Origin of the sequence: Streptomyces sp. NPDC002088 (genome assembly GCF_040296605.1) — a bacterium.
Taxonomy (GTDB): Bacteria; Actinomycetota; Actinomycetes; order Streptomycetales; family Streptomycetaceae; genus Streptomyces.
The window spans coordinates 384616-402618 of record NZ_JBEOXO010000007.1 but is presented as its reverse complement, the minus strand read 5'-3'; the positions used below and the strand labels follow the sequence as shown (position 1 = coordinate 402618).

At 72.2% G+C, this 18003-nt stretch carries 16 protein-coding genes and 1 riboswitch; of the genes, 9 read left to right on the top strand and 7 right to left on the bottom strand.

Annotated elements, in window-relative coordinates; translation table 11 throughout:
* Positions 1–102: 102 nt before the first annotated feature.
* A complete protein-coding gene (dprE1, locus tag ABT114_RS18320) occupies positions 103–1458 on the top strand; it encodes a decaprenylphosphoryl-beta-D-ribose oxidase (RefSeq protein ID WP_351143661.1) in 1356 nt (451 codons plus the stop codon).
* A 36-nt stretch (positions 1459–1494) separates the two neighbouring features.
* The gene (gene dprE2 / locus ABT114_RS18315) at positions 1495–2250 is read left to right on the top strand and encodes a decaprenylphospho-beta-D-erythro-pentofuranosid-2-ulose 2-reductase (RefSeq protein WP_351143659.1); all 756 of its coding nucleotides are present in this window, start codon (positions 1495–1497) and stop codon (positions 2248–2250) included.
* A gap of 66 nt (positions 2251–2316) precedes the next feature.
* Here dprE2 and ABT114_RS18310 read toward each other — a convergent pair whose 3' ends face one another.
* Together ABT114_RS18310 and trpS are read right to left on the bottom strand one after the other, a co-directional pair.
* Complete coding sequence (locus ABT114_RS18310; protein ID WP_351143657.1) at positions 2317–2895, bottom strand: 2'-5' RNA ligase family protein; 579 nt, start codon at positions 2893–2895, stop codon at positions 2317–2319.
* A 160-nt stretch (positions 2896–3055) separates the two neighbouring features.
* Positions 3056–4066: a tryptophan--tRNA ligase gene (gene trpS, locus ABT114_RS18305; RefSeq protein WP_351143655.1), complete on the bottom strand. Its 1011-nt coding sequence runs from the start codon at positions 4064–4066 to the stop codon at positions 3056–3058.
* A gap of 146 nt (positions 4067–4212) precedes the next feature.
* On the opposite strand from trpS, the gene ABT114_RS18300 reads away from it, so the two are divergent.
* The 4 genes from ABT114_RS18300 (at position 4213) to ABT114_RS18285 (ending at position 7302) form a co-directional block, all read left to right on the top strand.
* Positions 4213–4824, top strand: coding sequence for an RNA polymerase sigma factor (locus ABT114_RS18300; RefSeq protein WP_351143653.1), 612 nt, complete (start codon positions 4213–4215; stop codon positions 4822–4824).
* The gene (locus ABT114_RS18295; RefSeq protein ID WP_351143650.1) at positions 4811–5719 is read left to right on the top strand and encodes a hypothetical protein; all 909 of its coding nucleotides are present in this window, start codon (positions 4811–4813) and stop codon (positions 5717–5719) included. The genes ABT114_RS18300 and ABT114_RS18295 overlap by 14 nt, the downstream gene beginning before the upstream one ends.
* Before the next feature lie 99 nt (positions 5720–5818).
* The gene (locus ABT114_RS18290) at positions 5819–6541 is read left to right on the top strand and encodes a hypothetical protein (protein WP_351143648.1); all 723 of its coding nucleotides are present in this window, start codon (positions 5819–5821) and stop codon (positions 6539–6541) included.
* 119 nt (positions 6542–6660) lie between these two features.
* The gene (locus ABT114_RS18285) at positions 6661–7302 is read left to right on the top strand and encodes a hypothetical protein (RefSeq protein WP_351143646.1); all 642 of its coding nucleotides are present in this window, start codon (positions 6661–6663) and stop codon (positions 7300–7302) included.
* Positions 7303–7323: 21 nt separating this feature from the next.
* Here ABT114_RS18285 and ABT114_RS18280 read toward each other — a convergent pair whose 3' ends face one another.
* Entirely contained in the window at positions 7324–8772 is a 1449-nt protein-coding gene (locus ABT114_RS18280; RefSeq protein ID WP_351143644.1) for a glycine hydroxymethyltransferase, read from the bottom strand.
* Between the two features lie 38 nt (positions 8773–8810).
* Positions 8811–8899: riboswitch (ZMP/ZTP riboswitch) on the bottom strand.
* A gap of 91 nt (positions 8900–8990) precedes the next feature.
* On the opposite strand from ABT114_RS18280, the gene rocD reads away from it, so the two are divergent.
* On the top strand, positions 8991–10196 hold the full coding sequence (gene rocD / locus ABT114_RS18275; protein WP_351143642.1) for an ornithine--oxo-acid transaminase: 1206 nt from the start codon (positions 8991–8993) through the stop codon (positions 10194–10196).
* 32 nt (positions 10197–10228) lie between these two features.
* Here rocD and ABT114_RS18270 read toward each other — a convergent pair whose 3' ends face one another.
* Together ABT114_RS18270 and ABT114_RS18265 are read right to left on the bottom strand one after the other, a co-directional pair.
* Positions 10229–11431, bottom strand: a complete 1203-nt coding sequence (locus tag ABT114_RS18270; RefSeq protein ID WP_351143640.1) for a glutathionylspermidine synthase family protein — start codon at positions 11429–11431, stop codon at positions 10229–10231.
* A 79-nt stretch (positions 11432–11510) separates the two neighbouring features.
* Positions 11511–11888: a hypothetical protein gene (locus ABT114_RS18265; RefSeq protein ID WP_351143639.1), complete on the bottom strand. Its 378-nt coding sequence runs from the start codon at positions 11886–11888 to the stop codon at positions 11511–11513.
* Positions 11889–12021: 133 nt separating this feature from the next.
* Here ABT114_RS18265 and ABT114_RS18260 point away from each other — a divergent pair, with 133 nt between their 5' ends.
* Both ABT114_RS18260 and ABT114_RS18255 read left to right on the top strand, forming a co-directional pair.
* Positions 12022–12885 (top strand): DMT family transporter, encoded by an 864-nt coding sequence (locus ABT114_RS18260; RefSeq protein WP_351143751.1) that lies wholly within the window; start codon positions 12022–12024, stop codon positions 12883–12885.
* Between the two features lie 86 nt (positions 12886–12971).
* Positions 12972–13391: a hypothetical protein gene (locus ABT114_RS18255; protein ID WP_351143637.1), complete on the top strand. Its 420-nt coding sequence runs from the start codon at positions 12972–12974 to the stop codon at positions 13389–13391.
* On the opposite strand, the gene ABT114_RS18250 is transcribed toward ABT114_RS18255, so the two are convergent.
* A complete protein-coding gene (locus tag ABT114_RS18250) occupies positions 13360–16404 on the bottom strand; it encodes a helix-turn-helix transcriptional regulator (protein WP_351143635.1) in 3045 nt (1014 codons plus the stop codon). The genes ABT114_RS18255 and ABT114_RS18250 overlap by 32 nt on opposite strands.
* A 187-nt stretch (positions 16405–16591) precedes the next feature.
* Positions 16592–17974 carry a MocR-like pyridoxine biosynthesis transcription factor PdxR gene (pdxR, locus tag ABT114_RS18245; RefSeq protein ID WP_351143633.1) on the bottom strand — a complete coding sequence of 461 codons (1383 nt, stop codon included), beginning with the start codon at positions 17972–17974 and terminating at the stop codon, positions 16592–16594.
* Positions 17975–18003 lie beyond the last annotated feature (29 nt).

The following is an 18003-nucleotide window of genomic DNA, read 5'->3' as shown; positions in this document are numbered from 1 at the left end:
AACTCCGGCAATATTGAGCGACATCCCATTAATCACCCATTTCGGGGAGGGTAACTATGTTTCAGAACTAATCGCCTATACAAGGGCGATACGGTCACCGACATGCCTGCCGACACCGTTTCCGTCACGGGATGGGGCCGCACCGCTCCCTCCGCAGCCCGTCTGATCCGGCCCAGGACGTACGAGGAGGCCGCGGCCGCCGTCCGGGACTGCGGGGCGCGCGGTGGCATCCCCAGAGGCCTGGGACGGGCGTACGGGGACGCGGCGCAGAACGCCGGTGGCGCGGTGTTCGACATGACTGGCCTGGACCGCGTCCACGCGATCGACGCCGGCGGCGGGACCGTGCTGTGCGACGCGGGCGTCTCCCTGCACCGGCTGATGCAGATCCTGCTACCGCTCGGCTGGTTCGTCCCGGTGACCCCCGGTACACGTCACGTGACGGTCGGCGGGGCCATCGGCGCGGACATCCACGGCAAGAACCACCACGTGTCGGGCTCCTTCTCCCGCCATGTGCTGTCGCTGGAACTGCTCACCGCGGACGGCTCGGTCCGCACCGTGAGCCACGGCACCCCTCTGTTCGACGCGACCGCGGGCGGCATGGGCCTGACCGGAGTGATCCTCACCGCCACCCTCCGACTCCAGCCCGTCGAGACCTCGCTGATGTCGGTCGACACCGAGCGCGCCACGGACCTCGACGACCTGATGGCACGCCTGACGGCCACCGACCACCTGTACCGCTACTCGGTCGCGTGGATCGACCTGCTGGCGCGCGGTGCGGCGACCGGCCGCGCGGTGCTGACGCGCGGTGACCACGCACCGCTGGACGCGCTGCCCGAGGGTGCACGCGCGCGTAGGGACCCGTTCTCCTTCCGGCCGTTCCAGCTGCCGGCCGCGCCCGCCTTCCTGCCAGAAGGATTGCTCAGCCGGAGGACCGTGGGATTGTTCAACGAACTCTGGTACCGGAAGGCGCCACGCACGCGTACCGGCGAACTGCAGAAGATCTCCACCTTCTTCCACCCCCTGGACGGGGTCCCCCACTGGAACCGGATCTACGGCCGCGGCGGCTTCGTGCAGTACCAGTTCGTCGTCGGACACGGCCAGGAGGAGGCCCTGCGCCGGATCGTGCACCGCATCGCACGGCACCGCTGCCCGTCCTTCCTGGCCGTCCTCAAGCGCTTCGGCGACGCCGACCCGGGCTGGCTCTCCTTCCCCGTGCCCGGCTGGACCCTCGCCCTGGACATCCCGGCCGGGCTGCCCGGCCTCGGCGCCTTCCTCGACGAACTGGACACCCAGGTCGCCGCCGCGGACGGCCGCGTCTACCTCGCCAAGGACTCCCGGCTGCGGCCCGAACTGCTCGGCGCGATGTACCCGCGGCTCGCCGACTTCCGCGAACTGCGCGCCGAGCTCGACCCGCGCGCAGTCTTCACGTCCGACCTGTCCCGGCGCCTCGGCCTCTGAGACCCGACCCATCGCCCGGAATCGCTAGGAGCTGTCATGAAGGACGCCTTCGGAATCCCCCAGTCCCTGCTCGTCCTCGGCGGTGCGTCGGAGATCGCGCTGGCCACCGCGCGCCGCCTCGTCGCCCGCCGCACCCGCACGGTGTGGCTGGCCGGACGCCCGTCCCCCGCCCTCGACCAGGCCGCGGCACACCTGCGCGCGCTGGGCGCCGACGTCCACACCGTCGCCTTCGACGCGCTCGACCCCGACTCCCACGAGACCGTGCTCGGCAAGGTCTTCGCGGAGGGCGACATCGACATGGTCCTGCTCGCCTTCGGCGTCCTCGGTGACCAGGCGCACGACGAGCGTGAACCGGTGAACGCGGTGCGTGTCGCGCAGACCAACTACACGGGCGCGGTGTCCGCCGGACTGGTCAGCGCCCGGGCGCTGCAGACCCAGGGCCACGGCTCGCTCGTGGTGCTTTCCTCGGTGGCCGGCGAGCGCGCCCGCCGCTCGAACTTCATCTACGGATCCAGCAAGGCCGGCCTGGACACCTTCGCCCAGGGCCTGGGCGACGCGCTGCACGGCACCGGCGTGCACGTCATGGTCGTACGCCCCGGGTTCGTCCGGTCGAAGATGACCGCCGGGCTGGAGGAGGCACCGCTCGCGACGACACCGGAAGCGGTCGCGACGGCCATCGAGCTGGGACTGCGCCGACGCTCGGAGACGGTGTGGGTGCCGGGGGCGCTGCGTCTGGTGATGTCGGCGCTGCGGCACCTGCCACGGTCGGTGTTCCGGCGGCTGCCGGTGTAGCGGCCGACCGGACAGGTCCTGGCGCGGGTCCTGACGCGGGTCCTGGCGAAGGTGCTGGCGAGGGCTCTAGCGCGTGGGGATGGAGCCGCGCTCCACGTGGCTCCCCTGCGGCGGCACCACCGTTCCCGCGAAGGGGAACTCCCGCAGCTTGCGCCACACGCCGTCGGCGCCCTGCTCGTACAGGGCGAAGCCGGTGCACGGCCACTCGGCCTCGTAGTCGGCGAGTTCCTCGAAGGCGCGGTCCATCGCCGCGTCGTCGATGCCGTGCGCCACCGTGACGTGCGGGTGGTACGGGAACTGCAGTTCCCGCGCCACCGGCCCGGAGGCCGCACGGACCTGCTTCTGCAGCCAGGCGCAGACCTCGGCGCCCGTGACGATCCGCACGTACACCACCGGCGACAGGGGCCGGAAGGTGCCGGTGCCGGACAGCCGCATCGGGAAGGGACGGCCGGTGCCCGCGACCTCGATCAGGTGCGCCTCGACCGCGGGGACCAGGCCGGCGTCGACCTCTGTCGGGGGCAGCAGCGTGACGTGCGTGGGGATGCCGTGAGCCGCGGCGTCGCCGAAGCCCGCGCGCAGCTCCTGGAGCTGGCTGCCGTGAGGCTCCGGGACCGCGATCGACACGCCGATCGTTACGGTCCCCACGTCATCTCCTGTCGTCGTCTCGGATGTGCGCCGGGTACGTGCCGGGTTTGTTCTCAGCCGTCCGGCTATCGACTGTAAGGCCACGACTGCGCCGTGGGCAGGCGCAGCCATAGTGATGTGCAGCGCTCTGCCCAGTGGTGCGTGTGTGCCGTGGTACGCCTCAGTGCTTGGCGGGCAGGAATCCGACCCGGTCGTACGTCAGGGAGAGGGTTTCCGCGGCGACGGAGCGTGCCTTCTCCGCACCCTTGGCCAGGATCGAGTCCAGCGTCTCCGGGTCGTCCAGGTACTGCTGGGTGCGCTCCCGGAACGGCGTCACGAACTCGACCATGACCTCGGCGAGGTCCGTCTTGAGCGCACCGTAGCCCTTGCCGTCGTACTTCTCTTCCAGTTCGGTGATACCCGCCCCGGTGAGGTTCGAATAGATGGAGAGCAGATTGCTCACGCCCGGCTTGTTCTCCGGGTCGAAGCGGATGACGGTGTCGGTGTCGGTGACCGCGCTCTTGACCTTCTTGGCGGTGACCCTGGGCTCGTCGAGGAGGTTGATGAGGCCCTTCGGCGTGGACGCCGACTTGCTCATCTTGATCGACGGGTCCTGGAGGTCGTAGATCTTCGCCGTCTCCTTGAGGATGTACGGCTTCGGGACGGTGAAGGTCGGGCCGAAACGGCCGTTGAAGCGCTCGGCGAGGTCGCGGGTGAGCTCGACGTGCTGGCGCTGGTCCTCGCCGACCGGGACCTCGTTCGCCTGGTAGAGGAGGATGTCGGCGACCTGGAGGACCGGGTACGTGAACAGGCCGACGGACGCCCGGTCCGAGCCCTGCCTGGCGGACTTGTCCTTGAACTGGGTCATGCGGGAGGCCTCGCCGAAGCCGGTGAGGCAGTTCATGACCCAGGCGAGCTGGGCGTGCTCGGGAACGTGGCTCTGGACGAAGAGCGTGCAGCGCTCCGGGTCGAGGCCGGCCGCGAGAAGCTGGGCGGCGGCCAAACGGGTGTTGGCGCGCAGCTCCGTCGGGTCCTGCGGAACGGTGATCGCATGCAGGTCGACGACCATGTAGAACGCGTCGTGGGACTCCTGCAGGGCCACCCACTGACGGACGGCGCCGAGGTAGTTGCCGAGGTGGAACGAGCCTGCGGTGGGCTGGATTCCGGAGAGCACACGCAAACTACTCGACATGGCGAAGCCATTCCTCTGAGGGTGGTGGTGGGTGACGGGCGGGCGATCAGAGGCCATGTTCACCATTCTCTCAGGTCCGTCGGGCCGATCCGGAACTGGTCCGAAACAGATGGGAACCGATCCGCCTCCCGCGGTGTAACAACAATGTGAGGACGCGGGAGGGGGGCCGCATCGTCGATGAGGCCGCGGTGATCGCACGCGTACGCGCCGGAGAGCCGGAGGCGTACGCGGAGCTGGTGCGGGCCCATACGGGCATCGCTCTGCGGGCGGCCGCTGCGCTCGGGGCGGGCGCGGACGCGGAGGACGTGGTGCAGCAGGCCTTCGTGAAGGCCTACTGCTCGCTGGGGCGGTTCAGGGACGGCTCGGCGTTCAAGCCGTGGCTGCTCGCGATCGTCGCCAATGAGACGAGGAACACAGTGCGGACAGCGGCGCGGCAGCGCACGCTCGCCGGCCGGGAGGCGGCCTTCGCGGAGGCGGAGCCGCTGATACCGGAGTCGGCGGACCCGGCGGTGGCGACGCTGGAGACGGAGCGCCGCTCGGCGCTGCTGGCCGCCCTGGAGAAGCTGAGCGAGGAACACCGCCTGGTCGTCACCTACCGCTATCTCCTGGAGATGGACGAGCCCGAAACCGCCCAGGCGCTGGGCTGGCCCCGGGGGACGGTGAAGTCCCGGCTCAACCGCGCGCTGCGCAAGCTGGGCCGGTTGCTGCCGGAATTTCAGCCTCGGGAAGGGCGGGAAGGGGGTGATGAGCGTGAATGAGTCGTACGACGGTGTGAGCGCCGACGGCGAGCCGCATGAGCGTGCCTCCCGGTTGCCGGAGGAGCTGCGGGCGCTGGGGCGGTCGCTGGACATGCCGGATGCGGCCGGGGCCGAGTCGATGGTCGAGCGGGTGCTGGAGCAGATACTCGCCGAGGCGGTCCCGGTCCCGGTGGCCCAGCCGCCGGGTGCCGGCGAGCGGCTGCGGGCGGTCCGGCGCTGGACACGGGCGCGGTGGCGCTCCCTGACCGCGGCGCTGTGCGGCCTGCTGACGGTCCTCGCGCTCACGCCCCCGGTGCGGGCCGCGGTCATCGACTGGTTCGACTTCGGCGGCGTCGAGGTGCGGTACGACCCGTCGGCGGTGCCCTCGCCCGGCGCCGAGGTCCCCGGCTGCGGACGCTCGGTGTCACTCGCGCAGGCCGAGCGCCGGGCCGGGTTCGAGCCACTGGTGCCGGGGGCACTCGGCGTGCCGGACGCGGTGACGGTGACCGGTGAGCCTCAGGGCCGGTCCCTGGTGACGCTGTGCTGGCGCGAGCACGGGCACGTGATTCGGCTGGACGAGTATCCGGCGGGCCTGGACGTCGGCTTCACCAAGAGCGTGCGCGAGCAGCCGGAGTGGATCTCGATGGGCGGGACGCCCTCTGCCGACGGCGTGGTGGACGTCGCCCTGTGGTTCCCGCGGCCGCATCTGCTGAGCTTCTGGCTGGTGGACGCGGACGGGGACCACTACACGCGCACGAAGCGGACGGCCGGGCCCACGCTGCTGTGGCCCCACAGAACCGACGCCGGGGAGGTGACGATCCGGCTGGAGGGGGTGGCGTCGAAGGCGCGGGCGGTGGAGATCGCGAAATCCGTCGGGCAGTGGCCGGAGAACTCCGCGCAGAAGTCCTCGAATTAGTGCCCACGGGGTGGGAACCCCGGCCGGTCGGGCGGTGTACCAGAAGTGACACACGGCTCGCGGGCGGGCCGCTCGGTACCGGACCGGTTGGGGGATGGGATGCGCAAATGGAGGGGCAGCACTCGTGAGCTGGCCGCGTTGATGGGGGCGTTGGCGGTGGCGCTGGCTCTGATGGTGTGGGGCGCGTCGTCGGCCTCGGCCGGCGGGCCGACGAGCGTGCTGGTGACCTCGCCGGAGAGCGGGGAGGCCACCGCGCTGTACTACTCCGACAAGGAGTACGACGAGCTGCAACAACTGCTCGGCCCCACGAACAGCGGCACCCGTAACAAGCCGCCCGAGGCCGACCTGACCCGCACGCGTCAGATCAACGTCACCTGGCTGGCACACGACATAGCGCCGTGGCGGGTGGACCAGGTCTTCCCCGTCGAGTCCAAGCCCCAGGCCGTCTGGATCCACACGGCGGCCAATGTGCCCGAGTCGCCGAACGGGTACTGGCACCGCGCCGACCATCCCGCCCAACTGCGCACCCTGCTCACCAAGCTGGGCGTGATGAGCAAGGCCACGGGCGAGGGCTACACCGGGATCTTCCCGGCGCCCTGGCAGTCGGAGCCGCCGGCCGCCGCCACCCCCGACACGGAGACGGCCACGTTGCGGACCGGCACACCGGCGGCGGACGACAACGGCACCGACTGGTGGTGGGCCCTGCCGGGCGCGGCGGCCGGAGCGGTACTGACGCTGCTCCTGCGACCGCTCGCCGCACGACTGCCGCTGGACCGCCTGAGGCGGGAGCCGGGTCCGCGGCAGGAGCTACGGGACGTATGACGCCCTGCAAGGGGCCGGGAGGGGGACGGATGGCGTGGCAAAGGAGACGGCAAAGGAGACGGACGAGAGTACGGCTCGCCGCTCTCGTACCGGTGACAGTGGCGGTGGTCTTGTGCGGAATGCCAACGGCCGACGCGGCGGCGCAGGCGCGGAGGCAGGACCGGGACGTCCCGGATCTGGCGATGATCGTCGCGGGCGGCTCGGGGCGGACGACGGTGGTGCGCTCCGGGGAGTCGGCCTTCGCCGGCCTGTGGCAGTTGCTGCAGCCGACGTACACCGGGACGGAGCGGGTACCGGATGCCTGGGCGGAAGGCCGTTATCCGCCGGTGCACATGACCGTGGTGTGGGGGCTGACGGGCGTCGGAGGATGGCCGCAGACGAACCGGCCACCGGGTGGTGACGTGGCCGTCGAGCGGCAGGACCAGCTGGTCGTGGCGGCGGACGGCACGCCCTGGGTGCGCTCGGATCCCGCGCCGGACGTGGACGACGACGACATCCGCTGGCATCGGGCGCCACGCTCGGTCTTCGTACGACTCCACCAGGAGGGAGTACTCGGCAGGGTCGGCGACGGGCCCGCTGGGGGCGAGGCCGCCCGGCACGAGGGCGGCCGGACTGCAAACAGCGCCTGGTGGGCCGTACCGGGCCTGGCCGTGGGGTTCGCGGCCGGTGTCGGCGGCTCGCTGCTGATACGCCGCGCGGCGGCCCGGCACGGAGCCGGACCGCCGCGGGAGGAACCACGCCAGGAGCTGATCGATCTTTAGCCCGTCGTCGGGACCGAGGTGTCAGCCGAGGTCGATCTCCGGGTACAGCGGGAAGCCCGACACGAGGTCGGTGGCGCGGCGGGAGATCTCGTCCGCGATCTTCGGGTCGAGGACGTGCTGGGCCTTGGAGGGGGCGCCCTTGGAGGTGGTGCCGGGCTCGGTGGTGGTCAGGACGCGGTCGATGAGGCCGGCGACCTCGTCCATCTCGGCGGTGCCCAGGCCGCGGGTGGTCAGGGCGGGGGTGCCGATACGGATGCCGGAGGTGTACCAGGCGCCGTTGGGGTCGGCCGGGATGGCGTTGCGGTTGGTGACGATGCCGGACTCGAGCAGGGCGGCCTCGGCCTGCCGGCCGGTGAGGCCGTAGGAGGTGACGTCGATCAGGTTGAGGTGGTTGTCCGTACCGCCGGTCACGAGACTGGCGCCCCGCCGCATAAGGCCTTCCGCCAGCGCCCGGGAGTTGTCGACGATGCGCTGGGCGTAGTCCTGGAAGGAGGGCTGACGCGCCTCGGCGAAGGCGACGGCCTTGGCGGCCATGACGTGCGGGAGCGGGCCGCCGAGGACCATCGGGCAGCCGCGGTCGACCTGGTCCTTGAGGGAGTCGTCGCACAGGACCATGCCGCCGCGCGGACCGCGCAGCGACTTGTGGGTGGTCGTGGTGACGATCTGGGCGTGCGGGACCGGGTCGAAGTCGCCGGTGAGGACCTTGCCGGCGACCAGGCCCGCGAAGTGCGCCATGTCGACCATGAGCGTGGCACCGACCTCGTCGGCGATCTCGCGCATGATGCGGAAGTTCACGAGACGGGGGTAGGCGGAGTAGCCGGCCACGATGATCAGCGGCTTGAACTCGCGGGCGGAGGTGCGCAGGGCCTCGTAGTCGATCAGGCCGGTGGCCGGGTCGGTGCCGTAGGAGCGCTGGTCGAACATCTTGCCGGAGATGTTCGGGCGGAAGCCGTGGGTGAGGTGGCCACCGGCGTCCAGGGACATGCCGAGCATGCGCTGGTTGCCGAAAGCGCGGCGCAGCTCGGCCCAGTCGGCCTCGGAGAGGTCGTTGACCTGGCGGACGCCGGCCTTCTCCAGGGCGGGGGCCTCGACGCGCTGGGCAAGGACGGCCCAGAAGGCGACGAGGTTGGCGTCGATGCCGGAGTGCGGCTGGACGTAGGCGTGGCGGGCGCCGAAGAGCTCCTTGGCGTGTTCGGCGGCGAGGGACTCGACGGTGTCGACGTTGCGACAGCCGGCGTAGAAGCGGCGGCCGACGGTGCCCTCGGCGTATTTGTCGCTGAACCAGTTGCCCATGGCCAGGAGGGTGGCCGGGGAGGCGTAGTTCTCGGAGGCGATCAGCTTGAGCATCTCGCGCTGGTCGGCGACCTCCTGGCCGATGGCGTCGGCGACGCGCGGCTCGACGGCGCGGATCACGTCGAGGGCGGCGCGGAAGGCGGTGGACTCGGTGGAGAGGGGCTGCTGCTCTGTCATCTCGGCCTCCGGGCGTGGCTTTGAGCGGTCACGGTTCACGGGTCGGCCCAGGCGCACGGCACTGATCACTCACAGGCCGCTCCCCGATGGTCCGTCCCATCCCAGCGCGCCAGTCACGGCCTGCCGGAAAGCCTACCGGGCGCGTCGCGGGGCCAAGGTCCCGCGTCCACCATGCGAGCGACGATAGTAAGGAGGTCAGCCTGACTTCTGGAGATCCCGTGACCGCTACAGAATCGCTGATCGCCGCGGCCGAGGCGCACAGCGCGCACAACTACCACCCACTGCCGGTCGTCGTTGCCACGGCGGAAGGCGCCTGGATGACGGACGTCGAGGGGCGCCGCTATCTGGATCTGCTGGCCGGTTACTCGGCGCTCAACTTCGGGCACGGCAACCGGCGGCTGATCGAGGCGGCGAAGGCACAACTGGAACGGGTGACGCTGACATCCCGGGCGTTTTACCACGACCGGTTCGGGGCGTTCTGCACGGAGCTCGCCGAGCTGTGCGGGATGGAGATGGTGCTGCCGATGAACACGGGCGTGGAGGCGGTGGAGACGGCCGTGAAAACGGCCCGGAAGTGGGGGTACCGGGTCAAGGGTGTGCCGGCGGAGATGGCGAAGATCGTGGTCGCGGGCAACAACTTCCACGGCCGTACGACGACGGTCATCAGCTTCTCGACCGACCCGGAGGCGCGGGCGGACTTCGGGCCGTACACGCCGGGCTTCGAGATCGTGCCGTACGGGGATCTCACGGCGATGCGGGCGGCGCTGACCGAGAACACGGTGGCCGTGCTGCTCGAGCCGATCCAGGGTGAGGCGGGGGTGCTGGTGCCGCCGGCCGGTTATCTGCCGGCGGTACGGGAGCTGACGCGGGAGCGGAACGTGCTGTTCGTCGCCGACGAGATCCAGTCGGGGCTGGGCAGGACGGGGCGGACGTTCGCGTGCGAGCACGAGGGCGTGGTGCCCGATGTGTATGTGCTGGGCAAGGCGCTGGGCGGTGGGATCGTGCCGGTGTCGGCGGTGGTGTCGAACGCCGGGGTGCTGGGGGTGTTCCGGCCCGAGGAGCACGGGTCTACGTTCGGCGGGAATCCGCTGGCCTGCGCGGTGGCGCTGGAGGTGATCGCGATGCTGCGGTCGGGCGAGTACCAGGCGCGGGCCACCGAGCTGGGCGGGCATCTGCACCGGGAGCTGGCCACGCTGACCGGCACCGGGCGGGTGACGGCGGTACGCGGGCGCGGACTGTGGGCCGGCATCGACATCGCTCCGGCGTACGGGACGGGCCGGGCGGTCTCCGAGAGGCTGATGGACCGGGGTGTGCTGGTGAAGGACACGCACAGCTCGACGATCAGGATCGCGCCGCCGCTGGTGATCGGGAAGGAGGATCTGGACTGGGGACTGGATCAGCTGCGGGCGGTGCTGGACTTGTAGGTGGGCCCTCAGACGGGCCCGTAGATGGGCCCTCAGAGGATCACGTGCGGCAGGAAGCGTGCGTACTCGTCGGTGATCAGGCCGGAGGACTCGCGGATGCCGAGGCCGGCGGACTCGTCCGCGACGACCCAGGCGCCGAGGACGACGTGGTTGCCGTCGAAGGCGGGGAGAGGAGCCAGTTCCTGGTAGCAGCAGGGTTCGTCCCGGAGGACAGGGGCGGTGTCGGCGTCGATGCCGGTGCCGGGCTTGTGGACCGTCACTCCGGCGCCCTCGCGGCCGAGGAGGGGCTTGGCCACGTAGCCGGTCGTGGCCGCCAGGTCGCGAGGGCCGTCGAGGTAGGAGGGGAGCAGGTTGGGGTGGCCCGGGTAGAGCTCCCAGAGGATCGCCAGCAGGGCCTTGTTGCTGAGGAGCATCTTCCAAGCGGGCTCGATCCAGAGGGTGGTGCCCGTGCCGCCGCCGTTGTCCACGGTGTCGAGGACGTGGTCGGCGAAGCGGTCGGTGGTGAGCCACTCCCATGGGTAGAGCTTGAAGCAGCTGCGGATGAAGCGCAGCCGGTTGTCGACGAAACGGCCGGAGAGCGGGTCCCAGCCGATCTCCTCCATGGGGATCCAGGCGGTGTCCAGGCCCGCCTGCTCGGCGGTCTCCTTCAGGTAGGCGACCGTCATCAGGTCCTCGCCGAGTTCGTCGGCGGTGGAGTGCGCGAAGTACAGGGGGTTGCCCGGCGGGAGGAGGGGGCCCTGCTTCTTCCAGGCGTCGACGAGGCGTTCATGGAGGGAGTTCCACTGGTCGGCGCCGGGGAAGCGGTCCTCCATCCAGAACCACTGGGGTGAGGCGGCCTCGACCAGGGAGGTGGGCGTGTCCGCGTTGTACTCGAGGAGCTTGGCCGGGCCGGTGCCGTCGTAGCGGAGGTCGAAGCGGCCGTAGACGGAGGGGAGTTCGGCGCGGCGGTGCCAGGCCTCGGCGACCGTGGCCACCACGCGCGGGTCAGTGATGCCGAGGTCGGCGAAGCGGTCGGCGGTGACGATGTGGTCCGCCGCCGCCAGGCACATGCGGTGGAGTTCCTCGACGACGTCTTCGAGCGCCTCGACCTCCTCCAGGGTGAAGGCGTAGTAGGCGCTCTCGTCCCAGTAGGGGCGCAGGGAGTCGTCGGGGTGGCGGGTGAGCGGATAGACGAGCCCCTGTTCCTCGACAGTCTGCTGCCAGCCGGGGCGGGGCTCGATGGTGCGGCGTTCCATGGCGTGCGTTCCCGTGTGTCCTGTGCGTTCCCGGCGTTCCGTGCGTTCCCGCGCGTGTCCGTGCGTTCCCGTGGTCCGCTCAGCCGCCGCCGCTGCCGGAGCCCGAGCAGCCGAAGCCACCGCGGTCGACGGCCTCGCTGCGGCTGAAGGTGCCGTAGTCGGCATACTTGCCGCTGACTTCGGAGTCGTAGTACCAGGCGGCGTCGACGCTCTTGCTCGTCCCGGCGCCGGTCTTCTTGCTGCTCTTGCTGGTCTTGGAGGTCGACGAGGAGCCTGAGGAACTCGACTTGCAGTTCTTGTCGGCGATGATCCGGTAGCCGTCGAGGGTGTCGTAGCTGTCGCGGTCCACACACCGGCGGTCGGGCTCTGATCCGCAGGAGGTCAGGGCCGCCGCGATGACTCCCATCCCGCCGAGCACGACCGTGCTCGACCGCAGCCGTCTGCGTGTCTCCGCCATGTGGTGTCTCCCCCGTTGCCCGGCCCGCCGCTCGGCGGGCTGTCCTGGCGGTCAGCCTAGAGATCGGTGAGAGACCTCGTGCAGGAGCCCCCTTCCCTACGTCCTCCCCTACAGTCACTTCGTGCTCTTTGGGATGGTGTGCGCGCTCGGTGCGGCGGTCTGCTTCGGCACGGCAACGGTGTTGCAGGCGATGGCCGCGCGGACGGCCGCGGCCTCCGGCGGCGGGGAGGCGGCGCTGCTGTTGCGGGCGCTGCGGCAGTGGCGGTATCTGGCGGGGCTCGCGCTGGACGGGCTCGGGTTCCTGTTGCAGATCGCGGCGCTGCGCTCGATCCCGATCTACGCCGTCGGCGCGGCGCTGGCCTCGAGTCTCGCCGTGACGGCGGTGGTCGCGGCGCGGCTGCTGCGGGTGCGGCTGAGCCGGATCGAGTGGGGCGCGGTGGGGGTGGTGTGCGCGGGTCTGGCGATGCTGGGGCTGGCGTCCGGGCCGGAGGGCGATCGGGCCGGGTCGACCGCGCTGAAGTACGCGATGCTCGCCGCGGCCGGGGCCGTGCTGCTGCTGGGGCTGGTGGCGGGGCGGCTCCCGGAACGCGGGCGGGCCCTGCTGCTCGGGCTGGGCGCGGGCTTCGGGTTCGGGGTCGTCGAGGTGGCGGTCCGGCTCATCGACGACCTCTCCCCCGGCGCGCTGCTCGCCAATCCGGCGGCGTACGCGCTGCTGCTCGGCGGCGGGGCCGCGTTCCTGCTGCTGACGTCGGCGTTGCAGCGCGGCTCGGTGACGACGGCCACCGCCGGGATGGTGATCGGGGAGACGATCGGGCCGGCGGCGGTGGGGGTGGTGTGGCTCGGGGACCGTACGCGTGAGGGGCTCGCCTGGCTGGCGGTTCTCGGTTTCGCGGTCGCGGTGGCGGGTGCGCTGGCGCTGGCGCGGTTCGGGGAGGCACCGCAGGAGACGGCGGCGGAACCGCGTGCGGTGCCCTCGCACCCCGGGGATTTCCCCTAGCCCTTCCCTGAGGCCGCGGCCCCGTCCCGCTCCCTAGCGTTCGACTGCACGGCCGGAGAGCCGGCCGGAAGAAAAGGGGGCAACTCATGGGACCGAACGACGCCCAGATCGTGCGCGTGTTCAGCCGCGAGCCCAAGGGCCCGATCGCGGACTTCACGCTGGACCCGAAGACCGACGCGGAGATCGTGCTGGAGGCCGAAGCCGGCGGGACGCTGCACCAGAACGCGGGCAAGTACATCGTGACGCTCATCCTGCGTGACCTCAACGATCTGACCGCGATTCCCGCGCGTGTGCTCAACGCGGCCACGGCCAACGAGGTGGCGGGAAACTTCACCGACGCCAACTGGCCGAACCTCCCGGCCAGCTTCGTGTTCGTCATCGACCGCGCGGAACTGGACGCCCGCAAGGGGCACATGGTCCAGGCCCACGGCTCGGTGCTGTACGGGACCAGCGACCCCGGCGTGACCTTCGCCGTCAGTCCGCAGTTCCAGATCCTTCCCAGGTAGGGCCCGCGGCGAGACACCCGACGAGTTCCACCCGGGACCGGATGCCCAGCTTGGCGTAGGCATGGCTCAGGTGGTACTCGACGGTCTTCGCGCTGAGGACCAGCTCGCGTGCGATCCGGCGGTTGGTCAGGCCGGTCGCCGCGAGTTGGGCCACGGCGTACTCCTGTGGGGTGAGCCGCTCCCGTGCCCAGGAGGGTGACGCAGCCTCGGGGGCGGCGCCGCAGGCGGCCAGTTCCCGGTCGCAGTCCCTGAGGAGGGGGACCGCGCCGAGGACGGCCAACCGCGACCGGGCCGTCCGCAGCAGCTCCAGGGCCGGGGCACGGCGGCCGGTCCGGCGCAGGAAGGCCCCGAAGTCGAGCTCGGTACGGGCCTGCTGGAAGGGCAGACCGAGGCGGGTGACGCGGTCGAGCGCCTCGGTGTAGGCGTCCCGGGCGAGCTTGGGCTCGCGGCGGGCCGCGTACAGGGCGCCGCGCATGCGGTGTACGGCGGCGAGTGTCGAGGCGCGTGAGCGGCGGGCGGCCCGTTCCTCCAGCGCGTCCAGCACCTTCTCGGCCTCGTCCGGTTCGCCGGCCGCCAGCAGGGAGTCGGCGAGGAGGTCGCGCCAGGGGATGTTGGTCGTCTCCGCGGTGAAGTCCAGGTCCTCGTGGATGAGCAGCGGCCGCAGCAAGCGGGCGGCGGTGACGGGGTCGCCGCGGACGTGGGCGAGGAAGGCGCGGCCGTACGTCACAAAGATCTCGAGCATCGTGGACTCCCGGACCACGGGAGCGCCTTGGGCGTGCCGCAGATGCTCGTCGGCGCGTTCGAACGCGCCGCGGGCCGCGAGCGGGAGCGCGGCCTCGGCGTGCACCACGGGGGCGATCCATCGCTGGCCGAGGTCCGCGGCGACCGAGGACGCCGTCTCCCAGTGCAGCTCCGCCAGGTCCCAGTCGCCGCACAGGAACTCGGTCTTGGCGAGGATGGCCAGGGCGATCACCCGCAGGGGTACGGGGCCCTTGCGGGCGAGTTCGACGGCGCTCTCCAGGTCGGCGCGGGCCTGTGCGACATGGTCGGTGTAGAGGTACAGCGTGCCCCTGCCGAGGAGGAGTTCGACATCCTGCGGCCCCACCAGCGGGGCGTCCGGCAGCCCTTCGGCCAGGGCGAAGGCCTCGTCGTAGGCGCCGAGATGACCGAGGGCGACCAGGTGAACGAACCGCAAAGTCCCACCGGCCCGCGCCCGCCCGCCACCACGCACAGCACCCACCGCCCGGGCCGGGCCGTCACCATGCCAAGCACCCACCGCCCGGGCCGGGCCGTCACCATGCCAAGCACCCACCGCCCGGGCCTGGCCGTCACCATGCCAAGCACCACCTGCCCCAGCCGGTCCGTCACCGCACAGGTTCCCACCCACCCCCGCCGAACCATCCCCGCACAGGGCCCCGCCCACCCCCGCCGAACCATCCCCCCGCCGGGCCATGTCCGCCCCCGCCGAACCATCCCCCCGCCGCGCCGTGTCCGCCCAGCGGCAGCACAGGGATGCGTGGCCGGTCATCATGTGGACCATCACGTACTGTTCCGCGATCCGCGCCTCCAGCCCGGGGTCCGCGCCGGGTGTGCGCAGTCGCCAGGCCTCGTCCAGCAGTGTGCGGGCCTGTCCGACGCGTCCGGCGACCAGGGCGAGATGGCCGCGGGCGCAGCAGCGTACGGCCGTGTCGGTCGCGTCGGGGAGGCCGGCCACCACGCTGCTCGCTTCCTCTTCTCTGCCGTCGAACAGCAGCGCCTCGACGGCCTCGCAGTCCAGCCGTCCCCGCTCCCTGGGGCTCGCGGTCAGCGCGGCCGCGTGGCGCAGCAGCGGCGCGGCCTCCACCCAACGGCCCACGGCGCCGCGCCGCCGTGCGCAGTCGGCGAGTTCGGCGGCCAGCTTCTCGTCGGGGCCGTGCGCGGCGAGCACCCGGTGGTGCAGCCGCGGGTACTCGTCGTCCTCGGCCGCGGCGGCCCGGGTGTGCAGGGCGGTACGCCGTACGGGGCCGAGCGCGTGGTAGACGGCGGCGCGGACCAGGGGGTGGGTGAAGGCGATGCCGATCGCTCCCGTGCCCGGGATCTCGTGGAGCAGCTCGTGGGCCAGGGTCTCGGCGAGGGCGGGCAGCGGTTCCTCGATGCCGGCGAGGCGGGCGGCGCGGGCAAGGGTGCAGTGAGTGCCGAGTACGGCCGCGGCCCGCACCAGGTCGCGGGCGGGCGGGCCGCAGCGCGCGAGCCGGTTCAGGACGAAGCGGGTGTACGACTGCGGGGCGGGCAGCGGGGCGTCGGCGCGGCGCAGCGTGGCCGCCGGCACCTCTTCCAGCAGGGCCCGGCAGTGCAGCGGGTTGCCGCCGGTGTGGGCGTGCAGTCGCCGGGCAGCGGCCGGGGGCAGCGGTTCGGGCAGCAGCCGGGCGCTGAGTCCTACGACGTCCGTGACGTCGAGGCCGCCGACGCGCAGCCGTACGGCGGTGTCGTCGGTGAGAAGCCGGTGCAGTCCGTCGGGCAGCCGGCCGTCACCGAGGTCGCGCACCACGACCAGGCACAGCACACGGTCCGCGCGCAGCCGGCGCAGGGCGAAGGTGAGGGCGTGCAGCGACGGCGCGTCCGCCCAGTGCGCGTCGTCCACGACGAGCACGACGGGTTCCCGGCGCTGCATCTCGCCCAGCGGTTCGAGCAGCCCGGCCCCGGCGGTGAGCGGGTCGGCGTGCACGGGCCGGCCGAGGAGCCGGCCCAGCACCCCGTACGGCAGCGACGTCTCGTTCTCCGCGCCGGCCGCGGTCAGGACGCCGCCCCTGGCGGTGCCGGTGACGAAGTGCCGGACGAGCGCGGTCTTGCCGATGCCGGCGGGGCCCTCGACGGCGACCAGCCGGGGCCGTCCGCCCGACGCCTCCTCGTACAGCGTGCGCAGACCGGCGAGTTCGCCCGCGCGTCCGAGGAACGCCGTGTGCCCGAGGAACCCCGCGTGTCCGAGGAACCCCGCGTGTCCGTGGTGTCCCCCGGGCATGGCGGTAGCGCTCATGGCAGAACCTCCCCCGAGGCCGCGCCCGAATGTCGGCCCAAGTCCAGCACCGGCGTCTACGGAGGGCAATGAGGGCGGGGCGTAAGGGGACGTAATCGGGCAGTCTGCTTACGGCACCCGGCCCCGAACCCCATGAGGAAAGGGCCAGTTCGAGGAGGACCGGGGCAGGCATCCGTCCGACACCGCCCTACGGCAGCGCCCGGCACAGCGCCTCCAGCGTGCCCGCCCACGCGTGGTCCGACGGGGTGCCGTAGCCGACGACGAGGGCGTCCAGGGGCTCGGTGGTGGCCAGCTCGTGGCGGAAGCGGGACAGGCCCTGGAGGGCCAGCCCCTGCCAGGCGGCCGCCTGGATCACCGACTGCTCGGTGCCGGGCGGGAGCCGGACGACGGCGTGCAGGCCGGCGGCGATGCCGGTGACGCGGGCGTCCGGTGCGCGGTCGGCGAGGGCCGCGACGAGGGCGTCGCGGCGGCGCCGGTAGCGCTGGCGGGCGGCGCGCACGTGGCGGTCGTAGGCGCCGGAGGTGATGAACTCGGCGAGGGTCAGCTGGTCCAGGACGCCGGTGGACGCGCCGCGGGCCGCGACGACCTCGGGGACCAGGGACGGGGGCAGCACCATCCAGCCCAGCCGCAGGCCGGGGGCGAGGGACTTGCTGGCCGTGCCCAGGTAGACCACGTGCTCGGGGTCGAGGTCCTGCAGGGCGCCGACGGGCTGGCGGTCGTAGCGGAACTCGCCGTCGTAGTCGTCCTCCAGGATCAGGCCGCCGGTGCGGCGGGCCCAGTCGACGACGGCGGCCCGCCGCTCGGGGCGCAGGGCCACGCCCATCGGGAACTGGTGCGCCGGGGTCAGCAGCACCGCCCGGACCCCGGTCATGTCCTCGGTGCGGGTGCCGAGGTCGTCGAAGGGGAGCGGGACCGTGCGCAGGCCGGTGCGCTCGACGAGGCCGCGGTGCACGTCCAGGCCGTACGACTCGACGGCCAGCGTGCGCAGCCCGCGGGCGTGCAGTACCTCGCCGAGCAGCCGCAGCCCCTGGGCGAACCCGGAGCAGATGATGATGCGGTCGGGGGCCGTGCGTACGCCCCGGGCCCGGGAGAGGTAGGCGGCGAGCGCGGTGCGCAGTTCGACGCGGCCGCGGGGGTCGCCGTAGCCGAGGGCGTCGTTCGGGGCGGCGGCGAGGGCGCGGCGGGCGGCCTTGAGCCACTCGGTGCGCGGGAAGGAGGCGAGGTCCGGGGTGCCCGGGACGAGGCTGTACGTGGGGCGGCCGGGCCGGCGCGGGTGGGGTGCGGGACGGTCGGGTGGCTGGGGTACGGCGCGTTCGGCGACCTGGGTGCCGGAGCCCTGGCGCGCGGTCAGCCAGCCCTCGGCGACCAGGTCGGCGTAGGCGTCGGCGACCGTGTTGCGGGCGATGCCCAGGTCTGCGGCGAGCGAACGGGAGGACGGCAGCCGCGTGCCGGGGGCCAGACGGCCGCTGCGGACCGCCTCGCGCAGGGCGTCGGTCAGGCCGCGCCGCAGGCCCGGTCCGGTCGGTTCGAGATGCAGGTCGACACCCAAAGTGGCCCAGGATTTCGCCATGGAAATGGACCATACTCCTGGGCTGCCTT